Source organism: Rahnella sp. NRRL B-41462 (assembly GCF_003263525.1).
GTDB lineage: Bacteria > Pseudomonadota > Gammaproteobacteria > Enterobacterales > Enterobacteriaceae > Rahnella > Rahnella aceris.
The window spans coordinates 14,715-35,137 of the sequence record NZ_JYDF01000083.1 but is presented as its reverse complement, the minus strand read 5'-3'; the positions used below and the strand labels follow the sequence as shown (position 1 = coordinate 35,137).

Sequence of the window (20,423 nt, the reverse complement as noted above, 5' to 3'; positions counted from 1 at the left end):
GGATATGGAACACTGGTACGTTGCACAGACGCAGTATGCACAGGAAAAACGCGCACAACAGCATTTGGACAATCAGGGGGTGACATGTTTCCTGCCGCTTTATACGGCACAAGTCATCACCCCCATGTTACTCGGCAGCCCGCAGATTAAAACGGTGTCACCTCAGGCACTTTTCCCCGGTTACATCTTCGTGCGTTTTGATCCGGAGGTCATTCACACCACCACCATCAAAAGCACAAGAGGTGTGTCGTCATTAATCAGTTTTGGCGGCATGCCATCAGTGGTGCCCGATGAGGTGGTGGAGCGGCTGAAAACCCATGACTGCCTGTCACCTGCACCGACGATGCCGATGCACGGTGACCGGGTGGAGGTTCTCAGCGGGGTGTTTGAAGGGCTGGAAGCCGTTTGGGACGAACCCAACGGAGCCAGGCGAGCCATGCTGATGCTGACGCTGATGAATCAGGTTGTACGGGTGCCGGTCTGCGGGCGTCGGGCACCGGAAACGCTGCGTGTACGGGTATTGGGGCGGGGAGCAGCGGCATAAAAAGGGGGGTGTGTGGTGAAAAATCGGGAACAACGTATCCGGCTCGGCGCATTAAAAGTGCGTTACCGCCAGGCCTGGAAGCGCAAAGCGTCATCCTGCGAGTTGTCGGCACTGCTCAGTGACATTGAAAAACTTGAGCACGGCCAGTCTGATGCCGACGCCGGGAATGCGACGCAGCCAGCCAATGGGTTGGGAAATCTCAATCCGGATTTTTGAGGAGAACATGATGTTTCTGAGTGATTGTAAAAACAACCGTATTCCCTATGTCATCCTTTGTCTGATAACCCTCGGATTTTATGGCGTCTGGGCATACGAATTACACCATACAACACAGGCCGACTGGAGTGATTGGCGCTTTGCCCTCATTGCCGGCGCACTTTATCTGTTTCTGATTTATGGCAGCGCGATTGATTTTTCGGTCATCAATACGCTCTGCATGATGGCCGCGCTCTGGGGCGTGATGGCTGTCTTGTTTGTGATGTCTGCCTTTGTCGCCTGGAAATTACCTCATCTCGGCCCATCACAGATTAACGAAATTTTAATGACGCATTGCGCTATTTCACTGATGAGTGCCGTGGGGGGCCGAATGTTTCAACTCGTGCAGTATTAACCAGATGAAATAAGGGGATCGTGATGAAGCTGAGTAAAAACAACCTGTTGCAGCGCCGTGGCCAACGTAACCCAGACGACGTTTTGCGTCAGGCCAGAGTGCTGCATTTGGGCGACACCATCAACTGAGGAGCGCGTAATGAGAGCGGTTAAGGCGTTGTACCGGCCGTCATTTGTGATCTTCGTGCTGTTGTTGGTTACCCAACTGGGGTGCTGGGCAAAATTGATGCACATCGGGGTCATGCCTGCTGAATGGATCATGTGGCGGGTGATCGCCATGCTCACCTGTTTTTTGATCATTGTGGCGTGGGCACTGGCTTACGATGAGTCAAGGGAAGAGCTGTACCCTGAGATTGCCTTTTTTATCGCCCCCTGGGTGCTCTATCTCATCGGTTTTGTGCTATGCAGCATTGCACTCTGGCATCCCTATACAGATATGGTGACGGCCGGTTTTTTTTATGCCGCCGGTGCTATTTCTTATGGGCTCATTCTCATGGGGATGCTTGCTGTAAGGTGGGATGAATGACGTTTATTAGCAAAAACAACCTGTGGCCCTTTGCCATTCTTGTCCTGGCGTTTATCGCCTATTTTGGCGGCTGGGCCGCTATCAATCATTTCGCTCATATACGGGCAGAATGGAGCATATGGCGGTGCACGCTGCTTTTGGGGGGTATTTATCTTGTCAGTGTTTTTTTCGCCGCCAGACGAAAATCATTCAACGGAAAAATCATTCTGACTGCACTCGGGTTCCCCCTGGTGTTGGGCCTATTGGGTTTTACCTTTTGGATCATCGTGGCCTGGCGTCTCCCCGTATTAAACTCTGACGATATCAACGCCCTCTTTTTGATAGAAGCCTGCTGCGTGTTAACGGGGGGAGTGGTGGCAAAGTTATACGAGGTTTTTGGCGTATGACACATAACGAACTGAACGCGATTGCGGCGAAGTGGTGTAAGCGTCCGGCGAGCGGTAATGGCCCCGGCTGTCAGGTGGCATTAACGGAAGTAGGCGGACTGTACGGTGGTGAGCGAGCAGATGTCTTTGCGTACCGGTGGGGGTTTGACGGCGGTTCGGTGGTGGTGGAGTCCAAGGTCAGCCGCTCTGATTTTCTGGCTGACCGGGCAAAACCCCACCGCAGTGGCGAGATAACGGGCATGGGCACTTACCGGTATTACATTTGTCCGGAAGGGTTGATCGACCTTAATGATCTTCCCGACCGTTGGGGACTGCTGTGGGTGAACGCGCGCGGACACGTCAGGGTGAAGGCCGGTCATATTTGTGGCTGTCTCGCATGCGGGTATCTGGGTCACCAGTTGTCGCCGTTCTGGCAACATCCGGCAGACCTGCGTTTTGAACTGGATATGCTGGCTTATGCATTGGCGAAATTTGCTGATCCAGAGGGCGCTAAAAAGGTCGTCCGAAAAGCGGTCAGGGAAAAATCTCGCTTAGCCAGCGAGTGTGACCATTTGCGTCAAAGCCTCAAGAAAACGGAAACAGAAGCATATACGCTCCGCCGCCTGGTGCAACGATATGAAGAAACGTTCGGCCCTCTGCCCGCAATTCCCGCATATGTTCTATCCCGTTAACCTAAGAATCGCGCACCCGTAATTCAGAACACAGAAAGTCCCCCCACTGCACTGCCTACCATTCACTCATTTTTTCTTTCACAAAAGGCGGCATCGCCGCATCCGGAGTAAACACCATGTTCAAAGTCCTTCCTGCCGTGCTGCTGTGCGGCATGCTGACCGGCTGCGCCGGTATGAATTCCGATTTCGACTGTAACAAGACAGCCACTGATCAATGCCTGTCCATGTCAGACGCCAGTCACCTGGCCGCCAAAGGCAAAAGCCTGGACGACCTGACGGCGGAGGCGCAAACCGTCCCAAAGCCTGCCGCTGAGTCACTGGCTTCCACAACAAACATCAAACCCAACGTGTCTCCCGATCGCCCCATCAGCGTCGCCGGCCTGGCCCCCCGGCCGATAGCCGGCACGCCAGTATCCAATAACGACGCCATGCTGCGGGCGTCAACCATTCCGGTTGCAGGCAGTAACACCCGCTCTCTCTCGGCCATCCGCCCCATTACGCCGGCTGACTATGCCGGTCCGGGACAGGTGGACGCCCGTCGTATTCCCGATGCCACGCAGCGTCTGTGGATCGCCCCCTGGGTGGATGAGCAAGACAGCTTCCATCAGCCCGCAGTGGTCGAGTTCGTGAAGAACAAATCCCGCTGGGATGCAGATTTTCGCGTGATCAGTGAAGGGGAATGAGGCCAATGAAGCGGACCTTAACGCCCGAATTTATTGACGCGCAGCCCGTGCCTGCGTCATCCCCGCATCCTCTTTGTTATCCACAACGCATTGAAAAAATGGGGGCGTCATGAGCGATTCCTGGTTAGACCAGCTGGCTAACATTTTTGCCGGTAGTAAAGATGAAGGCGGGGCAAAGACGGCGGCTGACATGTTGCAGCAAAGCCTGAGCTATCCGTCCATCACCAGCCTGTTGCCCTACCGAATGTATGATGAAAAAACTGAACTGTTTATCAACAGTCGATCCATCGGTTTCATCATGGAAGTGGCCCCGCTGGCCGGGGCCAATCAACAAGTTGTGCAGGCTCTCGATGACCTGTTGCGCAAAAAAATGCCCCGCAAAACGCCAATTACTGTGCTGATGGTGGCCAGTAAGTGCGTGGGTGAGATGCTCGACAATGGTCTCAGCAAGGACATGTGGAAAGGCAGCATGTCAAAACCGCTTAACGCCATCACCAAAGCCTACTGGGAGCGGGCGGCTCTGAAGGGGCTCAGTAACGACCGAGAATACCCGCTTTATCTGCGTAACTACCGCGTATTTCTGGTGTATGCCCGCTCAGGGCGAGGCGGTATCCGGGCAATGGACTCCGTTGTGCAGCTGCGGGAGACGCTGCGCGTCTCTCTGATGTCCGCCCATATGGAAACCCGCCGCGTCGGTGCCCCGGAATTCCTGTCGGTCATGCGGGAGCAGCTTAACTACCGGCCTGGGCAGGTGACCCGCAGTCCTGATCACTGGAACACCGACCAGGAACTGCACCGCCAGTGCGTCGATCACAGTACCGAAATGGAAGTGCGTCCGGGCTATCTGCGGCTTACCACCGCGCGTCAGCCGGAGGACCGTATCCTCGGGGACAGCCGCGATACCGCCGTCGCCAGTACTCGTATTGTGAATATGCAGCTGACTAAAGCCCCGGCGAGGTTTGCGCTCTGGCAGGCGTCAGACAATCTGCAGAACATGCGTTTTCCCGATCTGGGTATTCCCTGTCCGTTCATCCTCAGCTGGACGGTATCCGTGGAAGATCAGGTAAAAAGCCAGAACGACGCGTTTCGTAAAGAGCAGGACCTGGGTAAGAAAGCCGGCACGTCCTACGCCAAGCTGTTCCCCGGCACCCAGCGGGCATATGAGGAATGGCGAGACCTGCGGCAGGGGCTGGCCAGTAACGAAATTGCCATGTGCAATTTCTCGCTGAACCTGACCCTGTTCACGCCGGATGACGCCAGCGAACAACAGTCGTGTGAGCTGGCGGCCATCAACGTCTTTCGCAAAAATGATCTGGAAATCTCCGCCCCGCGCTTTCAGCAGTTGCGAAACTGGATCAGCTCCTTCCCCTTCATGATGCAGGAGGGGCTGTGGGAAGACATGGTGGTGATGGGTTCGACGCTGCGTTGTAAAAGCTTTAACGCCGTCAACCTGATGCCGGTGGTGGCTGAGCGGCAAATGTCACCGATAGGCAGTCCGTTGCCGACCTACCGTAACCAGCTGGCATTTTTCGATATGTTCAGCGAAACCAGTGGCAGCACCAACTACAACATTGCGGTGACGGGGACCACCGGCGCGGGCAAGAGCTTCTTTATTCAGGAAATCCTGCGGCAGGTGCTGAACTCCCACGGCTTCGCCTGGGTTATCGACATGGGGGCGAGCTACAAAAACTTCTGTAAACAAGCCGGCGGGAAATACCTGGACGGTGCCACCCTGCGCTTTAATCCCTTTGCTAACGTGGTGGACATTAAAGAGTCGGCAGAAGGCATCACTGGCCTGCTGACCGTACTGGCCAGCCCTAACGAGCCGCTGGATAAGGTCAGCGAAACCATTCTGCTAAAAGGCGTGGTCGCGGCCTGGGAAGCGAAAGCCAACAAAGCCCGAATTGATGACGTGGTGGCGTACATGATTTCGCGAGAAGTCACGACCACTTACGACTCCCAGCCGACCATCCGTGACCGTATTAACGAGCTGGTTCTGCTGCTCGACCGCTGGTGTACCTGGGGGGCGAACGGAGAATACTTTAACTCCGACAATCCGACGCTCGATGGCGAAACACGCTTTGCCGTGCTGGAGCTGCTGAGCCTGGAAAACCAGCCACACCTGCTGTCTGCCATCCTGTATTCGCTCATTCTGGCCATACAGGAAAAAATGTACCACTCGCCGCGTGACCTGAAAAAAGTGGCCATTATCGACGAAGCCTGGCGTCTTTTCAGCGGCTCTAACCCGCATGCCGCACGCTTTATCGAAACCGGCTACCGGACGGTGCGTCGTCACCGTGGGGCCTTCATCACCATCACACAGGGGATTAAGGACTTCACCGGTACCAAAGACCAGGCCGCACCGCCGGCGGCGGCCGCAGCCTGGGATTGTAGCGGGACGAAGGTGACGCTGTTGCAGGATGCCAAAGCCTTTAAAACCTACCTCAATGCCAACCCTGACCAATTTACCGAGCTGGAAACGCAGGTCATTCGCGGCTTCCAGCCGGCGAAAGAAACGGGCTTCAGTTCGGTGATGATTTCGACCGGGGAAAACAGTTCCTTCCATCGCGTTTTCGTCGATCCGGTCACGCGGGCGATGTTCAGTACGCGCGGGCAGGATTTCCAATACATGAGCGAGGCGCAGGATGCGGGGGCCACCAGTGAAGAGGCGGCCTACCTGCTGGCCTGTGAACCTGACATGTATCAGGACGAGATCCGCGAGCTGGAAATTTGGGCAGGGTTGAGTGTGAAAGAAACCGAGGAAATCAACCGTGAATGAAACCGATATCGATGCGCAAAACGTCAGGCAGAGCATCAGCATAACACCGGCCAGTAAGGCCGGTTTTTTCCACAAGAAATTCGTGCGGGCTGGGGCGGTGGCACTGTTGCTGACACTGCTGCTGGTCACGGTGTGTGCCGGTATCAGCGCACTGGTCGCTCAACAATTTCAGCGACGGACGGTGGTCTTTGACATGAAGGGCACTATCGATCTGTTTATGCAGCAGTCGGCTAAAAAACAGTTGGATGAGAACAGCGCACGGGTGTTGACCACCCGGTTTGATCAGGCACTTAAAGCCAGCCTGAACGACTGGCAGCAGGCGCACGATGACTTGATCCTGGTGCCGCCGGCGGTGGTGATGCCCGTACTGGACATCACGCCTCAGATCCAGGCGGACATTGCCCACCGCATGCAGGAGGCACCATGACATCACGGTGGGTTATCTGCCTGCTGGCAGGCTTATTCAGCCTGTCAGCAGGGGCAAAGGATCTCGGCACTATTGGTCATTTGTTTCCGATAGCCGAGCCTGACTTGCTGGATTTTATCGGTCAGCGCCTGCAGGGCATGAAAGACAGCGGTGAGATGGACAGGATCCAGCGCGAAGCCGAAGCCCGGGTGAAAGCCCACGCCGTTCGTCCCGATCCGGTAGTGGGCCTGACCCCGGCGAAAGCCGACCGCACGCTGCACTATGACCCGACGTTTACCGTGCGTGAAACTATTCGTGATATGCGCGGTAACGTGATCGCCCGTGCCGGTGATCAGATCAATCCGCTGGATAAAGTGCCGTTTAGCGAAACCCTGTACTTCATTGACGGCGACAACCCCGCGCAGATGAAGTGGGTGAAACAGCAGCTGGCCGGGCAGGTTAATTTCAAAGTCATTCTGGTGAACGGCAATATCCGGGACAGCAGCAATGCGCTGGATGAACCGGTGTACTTCGACCAGTACGGCACCCTGACAACAAAATTTGGCTTCGAGCATACGCCGGTACGTATCAGCCGCGACGACAGGACGCTCAAGGTCGAGGAGGTGGCACTGAAATGAATCACTGCGTTAAAGACAATCACGACGCGGATAATATCAAACGCTTTGCCACCACCGTGCGGCTTGGCGACACCGATAAAAACGGCCTGCGGGCCATGACCGAAGAACACCCGCTTTACACCGAATCGGTGGTTATCCGCGCGGCTTTGCAGACGCTGCTGGCCCTGAGCGCCGAACTTCGCACCTCATTGATTCTGGCATCACTGAATGAGCACGATATTCGCACGGTACTCCAGCGTCACGGCCCACTGTCTAAAGAAAGGAGTGTGTGATGGAAACGCTGACATACATCATGACAAACCACCGGATCCTTTTGCTCCTTATGGGTTCCTCTTCCTTTCCCCCCTGTCTTTTGACCGACGGACGCGTCCGGGGCGAACATTGTGAACCTGATTAAATCGTGGCTGAAGCCCTTACTGACGTGCGTTATCGGTCGGCATGAAGGCGGGGCGGATAGCGGCGGGCAGGAAGAGGCGCTTTATCTGGCGATGGCCCTTGATTTGGAGCACCTGCTTAAAGACCACGGACTTTTCCTGAGTACCAACCCCCGATTCGAAATCACTGTGCCTGAAATCGTGCTCACACAGCTGGCTAACCTGCTGCTTGACACCTGGATTGGCACACTTCCTGCCCACATCAAACACGACGAGAAAATTGTCCAAATCCGGATGGAGATCGCTGCCGGTGAAAGTGCACAGAAGGTGCACCGGATGCTCAGGCGATTACGTCAGCGCGGATTATACGTGGCCTCTTTCTCACCTTATCAGGAGGTTGAATAAGCATGAGATTATTTGCATTTATCGAATTACTCACACCGACGTTTCATATCCAGCTGATTGACAGCTGTGAACGGCCGGGCGGGAAGGTTATGCCGGTTGTCAGGGAACCGGAGGACGAATGCGCAAGCTCATTCTCTGCCTTACCTTAATCTGGACGGCCTTCCTGTGCACGCCGGCACAGGCGGCCAGTACGAACGCCGGAGACGGTCGCTGGGTAAACCCTATCAGTGACGTCTGCTGGAAATGCCTGTTTCCCATGACGCTCGGCAGCATTCAGCTGGCTTCCGGTTCACACCCGGACACCCCCAATCCGGCATCGCCTATCCAGCTGTGCCCTTACGGCATTTTTTACCGACTGGGGCTGGCCATCGGCTTCTGGGAACCGGTAGCCCTCACAGACGTCACCCGTGAACCCGGCGTGATGGTCAATATGGGCGGGTTTAAAATTGACCTCGGGCGGACAGGAACTGGCACCGGCGGGCAGAGTGACAAGCCGTCACCCGGCGCGTTCTACCATGTGCACTGGTATAAATATCCGCTGATTTACTGGCTGAATATCATCACCAGCACCGGCTGCATGCAGACCGGCGACATGGATATTGCTTACCTTTCCGAGGTTGACCCGCTGTGGAATGACAGCACGCTGTCGATGATCATCAACCCGGAAGTGAGCCTGTTCTCTAACCTGCTGGCACAGGGGGCCTGCGCCGCCGACTCGATTGCCTCTACCGCCGGTGTACCGCTGGATCCGCTGTTCTGGTGTGCCGGTGCGCAGGGGTCGATGTACCCCTTCACGGGCTACACCAGCAACGAGTTTTCGCCGCTTGAGGCGTCCGTACTGGTCAGCGAACGGATGGCGTTCAAACTGCATCGGGAGGGACTCGTGATGGAGACGGTCGGGGCGGACGTGGCGGTGTGCTACGAGTATCCGTCCCCGATTATCCCGAAATCCCGCTGGCGATATCAGATGGTCAACATGTACCCCGAAGCCAGCGACTGCCACCCCTTTGGCACGACCACGCAGCTGTGGGGCTCGGTACATAACGCCCCGACATCCAAAAAGAACTTCGGCTACCTCCTGTGGCGAAAGCGTAACTGCGCTTATCTGTAAGGACCTTCTATGAACAGACCCCTGATGACGGTGCTGACGCTCAGCGCCGCGCTGCTCTGCGCGCAATCCGTGCAGGCAGCCGAGCAGCCCACCGTGTCCGCCGGTGATATGGCGTACATGAAACAAAAACAAACCGAGCTTGAGCAGTTCCAGGCGCAGCTGAAGGGCATGAACATTACCCTGCCACCGGCACAGCAAAATAAGGTGTCTCAGCTGCAAAACGAAATTGCCGCGTCCCAGGCTGACCAGAACAGCGCTGACCGGCCCACGCCGCAAGCGCTTTATTTTGTGAGCCTGGGCATTCCGGAAGAAGGGTTACTGCCCATGCTCGCCGATGCCCGCCGTTTTGGTATACCGGCGACGCTGCGTGGCCTGCTAGATAACGATTTTCGCAAAACGGCCTCGGTGATGTTTGATCTCTCCAAGAAGGACAAAGAGGCGGGGGTGCAAATTGATCCGACGCTGTATCAGCAATACGGCATCAAGGCTGTGCCCGCCCTGGTGGTCACCTGCCAGGGCAACTATGACGTGCTTTACGGCAGCCTGCCGGTTAAGCAGGCACTCGAAGAAGTCGTGCGCCGGGGAGACTGTGCGACCACGGCCACACAGCTGCTGAAAACGGCGGAGGGGAAATAATGAAGCGATTGCTTTTGTCACTGTTGCTGCTGTGTGCCCAGGGGGCACAGGCCGATGCCGTCAGCGATGCCTACAACGCCGGTTCCAGCTACGGAAAATCTAACAGCGGTCAGGGCACCTCGGGGATGAAAAACACCTCACCCTCGACCGTCATTCCAGGGTACACCGCCAATCCGTCGCAGAGCGGTTATTACGGGGGTGTGCAGGGTGGGGACGGCGGTATCAGTGACAAAGGACAGACCGAACTCGGCCAGAACAATGCCGGGCAGGCTGTTATCAGCTCCGGCACGACCAATCCGGCGGTGACCATTGACCCCAAGGCACCGTTCATTACCAACGGCAAGGATGCTGAGAGTACTGCCGGCACGGTCGTCAACGGCACCTATGACCAGTGTACGGACAAAGTCGTCAGTAAAAGCACCTTCCAGAATTACACCTGCGACAAAGATGTGGCGGTGACCCAAAGCTGTAACCGGGCCGTCACGATAGGCGGGACGTATGTGACGACGCAAACCAATCAGACAGCGGTAATAAATACCGGGGACTTCACCTACTCCCGCGACAATCTGACGGTTTATGCGACCTTCATCGCACCTTTTACCGGCGACCTTCAACTGGCTAATTTCAATATGTCGGGATATTTGGCCCGGACAGTGACATGGAGCGTGTTAGGGGACTCAATGGTTGTACCGGACAGGATTTCGGGGACAACGCAAAAGAATCTGTCTGTTTCTGGCTATCACATGAATCAGGGAGAGACAGTCACGCTTTCTTTAACGATTGGGTCAGTGAATCACCAGACGACTTTCCTTGACGGCATCATTAGTGGTTTTGGTAACGGATCTGCGTCCCTGACGCTCAGCATGACGGCTGTCACGACCGTACAAACGTATCAACCCCAGACCAACGTTCAACAGGCGTGTGATGACCAGAGCGTGGGTGGCCAGTTAATCAGCACGCAATGCACGGTGGGCGGTGGCGACAGAACAACCACCGTGAACGGACAGACCTACACCGTTCACAGCGACTGCTGGCAGTACACCGATACCTATCTGACGACGCCAGCCAGTAACGGTAACTGTGCCGCTTTAATGTCTGATGCCAGCTGTACCGTCGTCGGAAGTCACTGTACTGAACAAACGGCAGGGCAATGCTCGCACCAACAGGTCACGTATCAGTGCCAGAAGACCTACACCTCCACGGGCAAACTCTGTGGCGGCAATTACCTGTGCATGTCCGGGGACTGTGACGATACCAACGGCGCCGGAGACAGCGGTTTTGACACGGCGGTGGCCAAACTCGCGGGACTGGCATCAGCCGGTGATGATGTCGTCAACGACCAGATCAACATCAAAGCCTTTACCGGTCAGGCGATGTCCTGTCGCAAGGCAATGGCCGGTTTCTCCAACTGCTGCGTGGATTCCGGCTGGGGGAACAACGCCGGGCTGGCGAACTGCAACAGTGATGAAATGGCCATCGGCAAGGCCAAGGCGAAAAAGGTGGTGGTCAGCGTCGGTGAGGCGTGCAACCGCGCCGTGCTGGGCGTCTGTATTCAGAAAAAACAGGTGTATTGCGTGTTCGGGGGCAAGCTGGCCCGCATTATTCAGGAGCAGGGGCGGCGCGATCAGCTGGGTGTGAGTTTTGGCAGCGGTGATTCACCGAACTGCCGGGGGATCACCGTGCCTGAGCTGCAGGCCATCAACTTTGACCTGATTAACTTTGCCGATTTCTACAGCGACCTGATGACCAACCAGAAAATCCCTAACTCGTCGGTGATGGTTCAGCAGGTGAAAGACCGGATTGCGGCGCAGGTTAACGCGCAGGGCGGAGGGAAATGATGAAAACACTGTGGTTTGCCTGCCTGCTCAGTCTCACAATACCTGCGTGGGCGGACGGTACAGACACACCGGCCGATGCGGTGGTGACACCGGCGGATCCGTTTACCGGCTGGCACTGGTACAACGAACCGAAGAAGCCGGCAAATACGCCGGCCCCAAAACCGGTACCGGCCCCTCAAGTGCCTGATTTTAGCAAGCTGTCACCGTCAGAGCAGGCGGCGGTGCTCAAAGGGTACACGAAGGAGGCGCTGGACCGGGCCATTCTTAATCCGACGAGCGAAAATACCGCCACCTTCCTGCGCTGGCAGAAGTTCTGGACGGACAGGGCATCGTTGTTCAGCCAGTCGTTTGCGGTGGCTCAGCTGGATCATCCCGATCTCGACTACAACCTCGAACACCCACACTACAACAGTACGGCACCGCTACAGCAGGCCAGCGACCAGGCCAAACAGACGCAGGCCATCAGCGAACTGTCCGCCCAGTACGGGATGTTTTACTTCTATCGCGGCAGTGACCCGATTGATGCACAGATGGCCGGGGTGGTGGCTGACTTTGCACGCACGCGGCATATCTCGTTAATCCCGGTGAGCGTGGACGGCCAAATATCCCCGCAGGTGCCGGACAGCCGCCAGGATGAAGGGCAAAGTGCCCGGATGGGCATCAGCCATTTCCCCGCCTTATTCCTGGTTAACCCGGCCTCCCGCGACTTTCGCCCGCTGGCCTATGGCTTTATGACACAGGATGATCTGGCCAGGCGTTTTCTGAACGTGGCAACCGGCTTCAAACCTAACTTCTAAAGTAAGACCCCATTATGCAAAGCATTGTTCTTAATATTGAAAGCATCAGGGATGGTGAAACGTTCACCGGCATTGAGTATGACTTTGTGACATTTTCAACGCTGCCCGGACTGGACTGCGAGAGGCTGGAAAGTGCTTTACAGGCCCACTTCAGGGACGACATGCTGAACTTTAACTATTGCCCACAGCAGGGAACGGGCGATTTCATCTTGCTCTGCACTTTCCTGACTGTCGGTGAACGTATCGTGCCTTACACGGCAGACATCACCGAATAACCCCCCCGTTTACCCCTTCTTCAGAACCAAGGATTTCTCATGCAATGTTCAGCACTTAAATCGGGTGCCGGCGCCTGCTGGGCGACGGTCAGGCTCATGATTGACGTATTGGTCATCGGGCCGGCGTTTCTTTTTTCTCTCTTTATAGTGGTTAATGTCTGGCCTTCACCGGGGGCATTTGTCATCCGTCAGGCCGAAGGGCTGGTGGAGGGTGCCGCGCCGGGTAACGTATGGGGATGTGCCGCTCTCCCGGCGACAGTCAATGAACGGGCGCTACCGCAGTCGGTAACACCGTCACCTAACTTGTGTTTACTCGAACAGGTGAGTCGTGAAACCTATATCACGGGGTTTAATCATAACCTGCTTACTCTCTACGGCCTTATCACCACGCTTTACGCGTGTGTCTATTTGGCCGCACGCTGGCTGATGGTGGGACGTAAAGGCCGGATGCCCCTTGTGGCTTTTGGCATGGTGGTTCAGGACGGGAAACAGGAGCAAAAACATGAATAATTTGCCCGTCGTGGCCGTGTTATTTCTGCTTGGCATCATCGCTAACTGCCTGAGTGAGTTGTTGGCCTATTCGGCGACGCTGACGCGACAGGTGTTGGTTTTTTCAACCTTCACCTGCCTGATTCTGTCGCTGGTCGTGCTCATCGCGTCTGAATACCTCGCACACCGTAAGGCGCGCAGGAAGAACCGGGAGGCAAAATTGTGAAACTCACCTTTCTGTTGCCTTTCTTTTGCCTCATGGCTCCGCTGGCCGTGCAGGCAACCGTGGCCGACCAGATAGCGGCACTGGAAAAGTCCAAGACACAAACCAACTGGTCACCGGCGATGCCTGACCTGGGATTACCGCAGGCGCGTACTCCTTCAGACCGTGCGCCGCACATAATGACGCTCACTGATGGGCGTGAGGTAAACCTGAACAACTACGCCATCGTGGTATTTATGCAGCGGGGGTGTCAGTACAGCGCGAAATTCGACCCGAAGTTAAAGCAGTGGTCAGATGAGGTCGGCATCAAGGTTTATCCCTATACGCTTGACGGCTATGGCGATACGTCCTTTCCGGTGGCCCTTATTCCCCGTAAACGCGGCGCAAATGAGCCGCTGGCGGGTGAAATCATGACGTTTTTTGGCAACGGTCTGCCCATCGCCACGCCCACCACGTTTCTGGTTAACGTCGCCACACCGCGTCCGGACAATACCATTGCGGCTTTTCCGCTTTATCAGGGGGATACCGACATGGGCACCCTGAGCCAGCGCGTCGCGCTGATGATTGAGGCGGATATTGACAAGCTGCCTTCCGACACGCTGGGTCCCGTTCCTTCCAGTCAGGCCGTCACGGCACAGTAAACACTGCCCATCTTTCCGACAATTTTCCCGCAGTAAAATTTTCTGACGCCGTTAGCTGCGCGGGATGTTTCTGCGTTTAACCGTTTGAGTCGGAATAATTTCTAAGATTTAACGGAGTTAACCTCATGACACTCAGTAAGTTGACCGACGGGAGCCTCTCCTCATGAAGCTACGGAAAATAGTAATGTGCACGCTTGCTGCCCTGTGCTTCAGTGCGCCGGCGCTGGCCGACGTACAGGGCGACCTGAACGGTTATTTCGGCAGTCTGGGCTATGACGGCAACGTCTCCAAGGCGCAGGCATGGCAGGGGCAGGCCGCAGGCTACATGACCGGCGGCTCGGTGTATCTGCGAAATCCGGTGAAACAGGTACAACTTATCTCGATGCAGGTGCCTTCCCTGAATTCGGGCTGCGGCGGTATTGATGCCTATCTGGGGGCCTTCTCGTATATCAATGGGGAGGAAATACAGCGCTTTGCCAAGCAAATTATGAGTAATGCGGCGGGCTATGCGTTCGACCTGGCTTTGCAGACGATGGTGCCTGAACTGAAACAGGCCAAAGACTTTCTGCAAAAACTCGCCTCTGACGTTAACTCCTCAAACATGAGTTCATGCCAGGCGGCGCAGGGGATCATCGGTGGCCTCTGGCCCGTTTCTCAACTTTCCAACCAGAAAATCTGCCAGGACATTGCTGGTGACGACAATATTTTCTCTGACTGGGCCGCCTCGCGTCAGGGGTGTACTGTCGGGGGGCAGGGTGACAGCGTCACGGGACGGGCCAGCGACAATGAGAAAGACCAGGTGCTGAAGAACAAAAATCTCATCTGGGATGCACTCGGGCGCAATCACCTTTTCGACGGGAACCGCCAGCTGAAAGAGTTGGTGATGAGTATCGTCGGATCCATCATTTTTAACAGCGCCGGGCAGGTAACTATCCTGACGCCGATGGTGGATAACCGGGACGTGATCACCGTGCTGATGCGCGGCGGAACGGCCAAAATTTACGGCTGTGATGAACCGGACCTTTGCCTCGGACCGACGGTGGCAAACGTCACCATCAGCAGCAATAACGCGCTGGTCACGCTGGTCCAAAACATCATGTTATCCATGAACCAGAAGCTGACCGACGATACCGGTTTATCCGATCAGGAAAAAGGGTTCCTCAACACCACCTCTGTCCCCGTTCTGAAATACCTGACCAACTCTCAAAGTATGGGACAAAGCCCGACCTACCTCATCCAGGTGGCGGATTACATCGCGCAGGATTTAATGATCCAGTACCTGCAGGAGCTGGTGAAGCAGGCCAGTCAGTCGCTGGCCGGGAAAAACTTTCCGGAACAGGCGGCGGGAGAGCTGCGGCAGAACGTGGCCCAGGCACAGCAGCTACTGGCCAACATGAAGCTGCAGTCGGCGGCCGATCAAAACGCGCTGGACGGTATTGACCGCAACATGCAGTACCTCCAGCAGCAGGTCTCGACAATTATTTCAACGTCATACCAGGGCAACTACCGTTGGGGGACAAGCAATGACTGAAATGTATACGATATACGGTGGGGACATGTGGCGGCAGGTGTTAAACGGCGTCGTCACTATTCTGGGTGCCGATACGTTTGATACCTTGCTTCGCATTGTCAGCACGTTCGGCGTGCTGGGGGTGATGGTGTCCTTTATCAAGACCCGTGACCCGCGCGTGTTTATGCACTGGCTGGCCGTATTTATGTTTATTACGTCCGTGTTACTGGTGCCAAAACGGTCGGTACAAATCTTCGATATCACCGATCCGGCCGCTGTGTACGAGGTGGACAATGTTCCGCTGGGGCTGGCCATGATCGCGGGGCTGACCACCGGTGCGGGATTTGGGGTGGCACAGTTATACGATTACACCTTATCGCGTCCGGACTCGCTGACCTATACCAAGAGCGGCATGCTGTTTGGTTCTCAAATCGTGGCGCAAACCTCCGATTTTCGTACGCAAAACCCGCAGCTGGCACAGATGCTGACGGACTATGTCGAAAACTGCGTGATAGGTGACATTCTGCTTAACAACAAATACACCATTAACCAGTTGCTCAACAGCACCGACCCGCTGACGCTGATTACCAATAACCCGAGCCCGTTGCGGGGGATTTACCAGACGGTCAGTGGTGTGAAGCAGTTTGTGACCTGCCAGCAGGCCGCCACGACCATCAGAACGCTGATGGGGAGTGATATTTCCGTAGGGGGTGTCAGCTGGCACGATATGGCGACCCGCATATTCGGCAGCAAGGTGAACGCGGATTCACTGTTGAGTAATGCGATGGATGACAGCTATGGATTTTTCTATGCCGGTGGGTTAAGTGCCTCGCAGATTATGCGTAACAACGTGACCAATGCCGCCATCCGCGACGGCTGGAAAGGGTTTGCCGCCCGCTCCTCGGATACGGCAAACCTGGTGAATCTGGCCACGGAATCGACCCTGACCAAACAGCGCCTGAGCTGGGCGGCGGGCGGGGCGATTGCCTCACAAACGTTACCGATGTTCCAGTCTCTGATGATGCTTATTTTGATTGGTCTTTTCCCGCTGGTGATTGCGCTGGCCCTGGTCAACCACACCATCTTCGGGCTGAATACCCTCAAGCTGTACGCCGGCGGGTTCTTGTATTTCCAAATGTGGCCGGTGATGTTTGCGATTTTGAATTCTCTGGCCAACTTCTACCTCCAGTCAAAAACCGGTTCAACGGCGTTGGTGCTGGCGAATCAGGATCGCATTGCCCTACAGCATTCTGACGTGGCCAATATCGCAGGCTATCTCAGTATGTCGATACCGGTACTGTCCTTTTTCCTGACGAAAGGCGCAGCTTCGGTGGCGTCACAGGTGGTGGGCGGGGTGATGAGTTCTGCTGCGTTCTCTGCGAGCGGGCAGGCATCCACGACAGCTGACGGGAACTGGTCGTTTAACAACATGTCGATGGATAACGTTAATGCCAACAAATTTGACACCAACCTGTCGCAACGTATGGGTCAACAAAGCCACCAGATGGAAAATGGCGGGATGCGCACCCTGACGGCTAACGGTCATAACGTCTATGACACGTCTCAGGCCATCTCTAACCTGCCGGTTAACATGCGACTCAGTTCACTGGCGAGCAGCGGTTTCCAGGAGCAGTCGCGGCAGGCGCAGCAGGAGGCGCAAACGGCGCTCGATGGCTATAACCACAGTGTCACCAGCGGCTTCCAGCAACTGAACCAGCTGACCAGCCAAAGCGGTAACAGCGCCTCCATGACGCAGGGCAGCGAAAACACGCAGGCGACCAATGCGACAGTGGGGGCAAGTAAGATGATGTCGGCCGCTGAAAGCTATGGTAAAGCGCATAACATCTCTACTCAGGAGGCCTACAACCAGCTGATGGACATCACCAATCAGGGTTCAGGGGGGGCAGGTATGTCGGCGAATGTTAAGGTGGATTCTGGCGATCAGCTCGTCGGGAAAGTGGGTAAATGGGCCTCGGGTGTGAGTGTCGGTGGTGAAGCACACGTCAATGCCGATTGGAGACATACCTCTGGCAGTGCACACGGTACGCAGGATACCAACTCGGAAGGAAAAGATTTCCGCCATGACGAAAACAGCCAGACGGTTAAAGATTTCCGTCAGGGTATGGATATGGTGACGTCAGCACGCGTAAGCGAGTCTGGCAACCAGACGGATAACCAATCCAACTCTCAGGTTGAGCAGTATGCTGCGACCCTGAATGATGCCAAAAGTCAGTATCATCAGTACACCGACAGCAGTACCAAAAGCCAGGAATTCAGCCGGATGGCCACGTTGGCACAAAACGAAAGTGCAAGCCTGGATGCCAATTACAATCAGGAATTCGTGGACTGGACGACGGCTAAGTTTGGTAATAATGCGCAGGGTATTCTGACTAACGTTAATTCCGCGCGTGAAGCGGCTACGGAGTTTATGAAGGAGCGTCTGGAACCAGAGATTATGCAAAACTATGGTGCACGGACGGATCAGACAAACACACAACCTTTAACACCATCAAATTCGTTAGAATACGGTGCGGTCACTGAGCAACATACCGCTGCAGGCGACCCAATCCCTGTGCCTTATGGAGCCAGTGCGGTGGTGGGCAGTCAGCAGAACGTTGTAACTGGCTCTCGCGGTGTTACGGAAACTGACCCTAGAGGAACATTAACAACAGGGAACGCTCCGGGGACTACAGCAAGTGGGGGTGCAGATGAAGTTCACGTTACATCTCCGGTACGGGGACCCGGTCCATTATTGACGAGCGGGGGTGAGGAAAACCTGCATAATCAGGAGAGAAATCTTCATGAACCGAGTGAGGTTCACGGTACGTCTCCAGTACGTGGGGCCGGCCCATTACTGACAAGTGGGGGTGAGGTAAACCTACATAATCAGGAGAGAAACCTCCATGTACAAGGTGGCCCACCGTCAGCGTCAATGGAAGATAATTATAATGCAGCTGCTGAGAAAGTGAGGGAGCACGCTGAGGGTGCTGGTATCCCTAATAACGTGGCAGGGCAGGTTGCAGCACAAAGATCTGCTAATTCTAATGTCATTAGAGAAAATGGCGGGAAAATCGATCAAAACGAAACCCCTGTTCAGGCATCCAGTGATATACTCAGAAATGAGCATCAAGGTGCAGTGAAAGGCCAACAGATTGGACGCACTGAAGAAGATATTAGGCAGACTAAACCAGGTTTTGATCACGCAGAAACTAAGAATTTTGAGCAGAAGCTCAAAGAGCTTCGGGAACAGCAGAGAAAAGCCTCGTGATATATTTAAGGAAGAACAGAGATGGGAAACCTAACTGCAGCACAAATAGAAGCAGATGTTAACTTTCTAATAAACGGCTTAGATGCTGGGCGTCGACAAATTCCATCAGCAATGGAATTGATGAAAAGGAGTGCTGCGATTCCTTTTTTTTCTGTTTTATTGAGTATATTGAGCACTGTAATTTTCTATGCCTCTTTTGATAAAGATGACGCTTCAATTAATGGATTCGTAAATTTTCTTATATCAGAAGGCTGGTACTTATTGGCAATAACTGCAGCAGTAGGTCTGTTGGTTTTTTTAATGACGTATAATAACCAACTTACATATATGTCTTTGCCCCTAGAAGTTAGAAGCAATTCGTTGCTCGTAAGCCATCTTGCAAGAATTGTTCGCAAATCGATCATCACATTTTGCACTTTGATGATTATAAGTTGTTTGCTTTCTGGCTTATCTGCTTGGTTTGCCATAGCGGTACCTGTGCTGTTGTTATCACTTTTTTTTGTATCTAGCATATTAGTGTCATTTGAAATCAATCGTTTGGGTGCTGGTCTGGCCCTCGAAAAAATCAGCAAACTGATCAAAAAGATTTAAGTTAAATCCCCTGCTGCCGATAACCCTTCTGTCATTCTAACGGAAGGGTTTCACCCTCCAGATTTATATCTAAATAGCCAATATTTCGGGGCGCGCCTGCCCCATTTTTTGACAAGGAAACAGTAAATGAAAAACCGCAATTCTCTTGTGGCGGCTGTGGTCGTCTCATGTCTGGTACTTTCCGGTTGTAGCGCGATGGGCACTGCCATCAAAAAACGTAACCTCGATGTGAAAACACAGATGAGTCAGACCGTGTGGCTGGAGCCATCCAGCGAAAAAACGGTCTATATCCAGATCCGAAACACCTCTGACAAAGACATGAGCGACCTGCAAACGCTATTAGCACAGGATTTGCGTGCTAAAGGCTATAACGTCACGTCGTCACCGGACTCTGCATATTACTGGATCCAGGCCAACGTCCTGAAGGCCGAGAAAATGGACCTGCGTCAGGCGCAGGGGCTGCTCTCAACGGGCTATGAAGGTGCTGCTGCAGGTGCTGCACTGGGCGCTGGGATCACCGCATATAACAGCACATCCGGTGGGGCAATTCTGGGGGTAGGATTGGCCGCAGGTCTTGCCGGTATGGCGGCAGACGCGATGGTGGAAGACACCAACTACACAATGGTGACCGATCTGCAGATTTCGGAACGTAGCAAAGCGACCGTAACAACAGATAACGTCGCCGCGTTACGCCAGGGTAACTCGGGTGTGAAGGTGCAGACCAGCAGTGAAGAAGGCAATCGCATGAAATACCAGACGCGCGTTGTCTCTAATGCCAACAAGGTGAACCTCAAGTTCGAAGAGGCCAAACCGGTTCTGGAAGCCCAGCTGGCGAAATCCGTCGCCGGGATCATGAACTGACCTGAACGTTTTATCTCTGTTGTTTATTGTCCTGATGGCACACGCCCGTGTGCCATGTTCACCCACTCGTATGACGTCATAATTCAGCGCTCTGCCTGTTAACTCCCAGTGACCGTGCCTGTTTTTCCACCTGTGATATTCCGCTTCCTCGTCCAGACGCAA

At 54.7% G+C, this 20,423-nt stretch carries 24 protein-coding genes; all 24 read left to right on the top strand.

Going from position 1 to position 20,423, the window contains the following annotated elements:
* Positions 1 to 4: 4 nt before the first annotated feature.
* The gene (gene rfaH, locus UC14_RS19205; RefSeq protein WP_112198216.1) at positions 5 to 544 is read left to right on the top strand and encodes a transcription/translation regulatory transformer protein RfaH; all 540 of its coding nucleotides are present in this window, start codon (positions 5 to 7) and stop codon (positions 542 to 544) included.
* A 12-nt stretch (positions 545 to 556) separates the two neighbouring features.
* Positions 557 to 760: a hypothetical protein gene (locus tag UC14_RS19200; protein WP_112198215.1), complete on the top strand. Its 204-nt coding sequence runs from the start codon at positions 557 to 559 to the stop codon at positions 758 to 760.
* 7 nt (positions 761 to 767) lie between these two features.
* Entirely contained in the window at positions 768 to 1,154 is a 387-nt protein-coding gene (locus tag UC14_RS19195) for a hypothetical protein (RefSeq protein WP_157962132.1), read from the top strand.
* Between the two features lie 138 nt (positions 1,155 to 1,292).
* Complete coding sequence (locus tag UC14_RS19190) at positions 1,293 to 1,679, top strand: hypothetical protein (protein WP_112198213.1); 387 nt, start codon at positions 1,293 to 1,295, stop codon at positions 1,677 to 1,679.
* Complete coding sequence (locus UC14_RS19185; protein WP_112198212.1) at positions 1,676 to 2,065, top strand: hypothetical protein; 390 nt, start codon at positions 1,676 to 1,678, stop codon at positions 2,063 to 2,065. The genes UC14_RS19190 and UC14_RS19185 overlap by 4 nt, the downstream gene beginning before the upstream one ends.
* The gene (locus UC14_RS19180) at positions 2,062 to 2,736 is read left to right on the top strand and encodes an adenylosuccinate synthase (RefSeq protein WP_112198211.1); all 675 of its coding nucleotides are present in this window, start codon (positions 2,062 to 2,064) and stop codon (positions 2,734 to 2,736) included. Before UC14_RS19185 ends, UC14_RS19180 begins: the two co-directional genes overlap by 4 nt.
* A gap of 116 nt (positions 2,737 to 2,852) precedes the next feature.
* The gene (traV, locus tag UC14_RS19175) at positions 2,853 to 3,419 is read left to right on the top strand and encodes a type IV conjugative transfer system lipoprotein TraV (protein WP_014695879.1); all 567 of its coding nucleotides are present in this window, start codon (positions 2,853 to 2,855) and stop codon (positions 3,417 to 3,419) included.
* A gap of 109 nt (positions 3,420 to 3,528) precedes the next feature.
* A complete protein-coding gene (gene traC, locus UC14_RS19170; RefSeq protein WP_112198210.1) occupies positions 3,529 to 6,198 on the top strand; it encodes a type IV secretion system protein TraC in 2,670 nt (889 codons plus the stop codon).
* Positions 6,191 to 6,625, top strand: a complete 435-nt coding sequence (trbI, locus tag UC14_RS19165; RefSeq protein WP_112198209.1) for a type-F conjugative transfer system protein TrbI — start codon at positions 6,191 to 6,193, stop codon at positions 6,623 to 6,625. The genes traC and trbI overlap by 8 nt, the downstream gene beginning before the upstream one ends.
* Positions 6,622 to 7,242, top strand: coding sequence for a type-F conjugative transfer system protein TraW (gene traW, locus UC14_RS19160; protein WP_112198208.1), 621 nt, complete (start codon positions 6,622 to 6,624; stop codon positions 7,240 to 7,242). The genes trbI and traW overlap by 4 nt, the downstream gene beginning before the upstream one ends.
* Positions 7,239 to 7,514: a hypothetical protein gene (locus tag UC14_RS19155; RefSeq protein WP_014695883.1), complete on the top strand. Its 276-nt coding sequence runs from the start codon at positions 7,239 to 7,241 to the stop codon at positions 7,512 to 7,514. The genes traW and UC14_RS19155 overlap by 4 nt, the downstream gene beginning before the upstream one ends.
* Positions 7,515 to 7,625: 111 nt before the next feature.
* Positions 7,626 to 8,021 (top strand): hypothetical protein, encoded by a 396-nt coding sequence (locus tag UC14_RS19150; RefSeq protein ID WP_224266913.1) that lies wholly within the window; start codon positions 7,626 to 7,628, stop codon positions 8,019 to 8,021.
* A 118-nt stretch (positions 8,022 to 8,139) separates the two neighbouring features.
* Positions 8,140 to 9,132, top strand: a complete 993-nt coding sequence (gene traU, locus UC14_RS19145) for a conjugal transfer pilus assembly protein TraU (protein ID WP_112198206.1) — start codon at positions 8,140 to 8,142, stop codon at positions 9,130 to 9,132.
* 9 nt (positions 9,133 to 9,141) lie between these two features.
* The gene (gene trbC / locus UC14_RS19140; protein ID WP_112198205.1) at positions 9,142 to 9,768 is read left to right on the top strand and encodes a type-F conjugative transfer system pilin assembly protein TrbC; all 627 of its coding nucleotides are present in this window, start codon (positions 9,142 to 9,144) and stop codon (positions 9,766 to 9,768) included.
* On the top strand, positions 9,768 to 11,606 hold the full coding sequence (traN, locus tag UC14_RS19135) for a type-F conjugative transfer system mating-pair stabilization protein TraN (RefSeq protein WP_112198204.1): 1,839 nt from the start codon (positions 9,768 to 9,770) through the stop codon (positions 11,604 to 11,606). The genes trbC and traN overlap by 1 nt, the downstream gene beginning before the upstream one ends.
* Positions 11,606 to 12,403: a type-F conjugative transfer system pilin assembly protein TraF gene (gene traF, locus UC14_RS19130; protein ID WP_112198203.1), complete on the top strand. Its 798-nt coding sequence runs from the start codon at positions 11,606 to 11,608 to the stop codon at positions 12,401 to 12,403. Before traN ends, traF begins: the two co-directional genes overlap by 1 nt.
* 14 nt (positions 12,404 to 12,417) lie before the next feature.
* A complete protein-coding gene (locus UC14_RS19125; protein WP_112198202.1) occupies positions 12,418 to 12,678 on the top strand; it encodes a hypothetical protein in 261 nt (86 codons plus the stop codon).
* A gap of 96 nt (positions 12,679 to 12,774) precedes the next feature.
* On the top strand, positions 12,775 to 13,188 hold the full coding sequence (locus UC14_RS19120) for a hypothetical protein (protein WP_198670090.1): 414 nt from the start codon (positions 12,775 to 12,777) through the stop codon (positions 13,186 to 13,188).
* Positions 13,181 to 13,393, top strand: coding sequence for a hypothetical protein (locus UC14_RS19115; protein ID WP_112198200.1), 213 nt, complete (start codon positions 13,181 to 13,183; stop codon positions 13,391 to 13,393). Before UC14_RS19120 ends, UC14_RS19115 begins: the two co-directional genes overlap by 8 nt.
* Complete coding sequence (gene trbB, locus UC14_RS19110) at positions 13,390 to 14,031, top strand: F-type conjugal transfer protein TrbB (protein WP_112198199.1); 642 nt, start codon at positions 13,390 to 13,392, stop codon at positions 14,029 to 14,031. Before UC14_RS19115 ends, trbB begins: the two co-directional genes overlap by 4 nt.
* A gap of 163 nt (positions 14,032 to 14,194) precedes the next feature.
* The gene (gene traH / locus UC14_RS19105; protein ID WP_112198198.1) at positions 14,195 to 15,562 is read left to right on the top strand and encodes a conjugal transfer pilus assembly protein TraH; all 1,368 of its coding nucleotides are present in this window, start codon (positions 14,195 to 14,197) and stop codon (positions 15,560 to 15,562) included.
* Complete coding sequence (gene traG, locus UC14_RS19100; protein WP_112198197.1) at positions 15,555 to 18,809, top strand: conjugal transfer mating-pair stabilization protein TraG; 3,255 nt, start codon at positions 15,555 to 15,557, stop codon at positions 18,807 to 18,809. The genes traH and traG overlap by 8 nt, the downstream gene beginning before the upstream one ends.
* A 21-nt stretch (positions 18,810 to 18,830) precedes the next feature.
* Positions 18,831 to 19,400 carry a hypothetical protein gene (locus UC14_RS19095; RefSeq protein WP_112198196.1) on the top strand — a complete coding sequence of 190 codons (570 nt, stop codon included), beginning with the start codon at positions 18,831 to 18,833 and terminating at the stop codon, positions 19,398 to 19,400.
* 126 nt (positions 19,401 to 19,526) lie between these two features.
* Complete coding sequence (gene traT / locus UC14_RS19090; RefSeq protein WP_112198195.1) at positions 19,527 to 20,261, top strand: complement resistance protein TraT; 735 nt, start codon at positions 19,527 to 19,529, stop codon at positions 20,259 to 20,261.
* Positions 20,262 to 20,423: the final 162 nt, after the last annotated feature.

Excerpts from the sequence above, each read along its gene's own strand:
- UC14_RS19155 (WP_014695883.1), top strand. The coding sequence starts at position 7,239 with ATGAATCACTGCGTTAAAGACAATCACGACGCGGATAATATCAAACGC.
- traV (WP_014695879.1), top strand. The coding sequence starts at position 2,853 with ATGTTCAAAGTCCTTCCTGCCGTGCTGCTGTGCGGCATGCTGACCGGC.
- traU (WP_112198206.1), top strand. The coding sequence starts at position 8,140 with ATGCGCAAGCTCATTCTCTGCCTTACCTTAATCTGGACGGCCTTCCTG.
- rfaH (WP_112198216.1), top strand. The coding sequence starts at position 5 with ATGGAACACTGGTACGTTGCACAGACGCAGTATGCACAGGAAAAACGC.
- UC14_RS19095 (WP_112198196.1), top strand. The coding sequence starts at position 18,831 with ATGGGAAACCTAACTGCAGCACAAATAGAAGCAGATGTTAACTTTCTA.
- UC14_RS19120 (WP_198670090.1), top strand. The coding sequence starts at position 12,775 with ATGATTGACGTATTGGTCATCGGGCCGGCGTTTCTTTTTTCTCTCTTT.
- UC14_RS19180 (WP_112198211.1), top strand. The coding sequence starts at position 2,062 with ATGACACATAACGAACTGAACGCGATTGCGGCGAAGTGGTGTAAGCGT.
- UC14_RS19190 (WP_112198213.1), top strand. The coding sequence starts at position 1,293 with ATGAGAGCGGTTAAGGCGTTGTACCGGCCGTCATTTGTGATCTTCGTG.
- traH (WP_112198198.1), top strand. The coding sequence starts at position 14,195 with ATGAAGCTACGGAAAATAGTAATGTGCACGCTTGCTGCCCTGTGCTTC.
- traG (WP_112198197.1), top strand. The coding sequence starts at position 15,555 with ATGACTGAAATGTATACGATATACGGTGGGGACATGTGGCGGCAGGTG.
- traN (WP_112198204.1), top strand. The coding sequence starts at position 9,768 with ATGAAGCGATTGCTTTTGTCACTGTTGCTGCTGTGTGCCCAGGGGGCA.
- UC14_RS19195 (WP_157962132.1), top strand. The coding sequence starts at position 768 with ATGATGTTTCTGAGTGATTGTAAAAACAACCGTATTCCCTATGTCATC.
- traC (WP_112198210.1), top strand. The coding sequence starts at position 3,529 with ATGAGCGATTCCTGGTTAGACCAGCTGGCTAACATTTTTGCCGGTAGT.
- traT (WP_112198195.1), top strand. The coding sequence starts at position 19,527 with ATGAAAAACCGCAATTCTCTTGTGGCGGCTGTGGTCGTCTCATGTCTG.
- UC14_RS19125 (WP_112198202.1), top strand. The coding sequence starts at position 12,418 with ATGCAAAGCATTGTTCTTAATATTGAAAGCATCAGGGATGGTGAAACG.
- traF (WP_112198203.1), top strand. The coding sequence starts at position 11,606 with ATGAAAACACTGTGGTTTGCCTGCCTGCTCAGTCTCACAATACCTGCG.
- UC14_RS19115 (WP_112198200.1), top strand. The coding sequence starts at position 13,181 with ATGAATAATTTGCCCGTCGTGGCCGTGTTATTTCTGCTTGGCATCATC.
- trbC (WP_112198205.1), top strand. The coding sequence starts at position 9,142 with ATGAACAGACCCCTGATGACGGTGCTGACGCTCAGCGCCGCGCTGCTC.
- UC14_RS19185 (WP_112198212.1), top strand. The coding sequence starts at position 1,676 with ATGACGTTTATTAGCAAAAACAACCTGTGGCCCTTTGCCATTCTTGTC.
- traW (WP_112198208.1), top strand. The coding sequence starts at position 6,622 with ATGACATCACGGTGGGTTATCTGCCTGCTGGCAGGCTTATTCAGCCTG.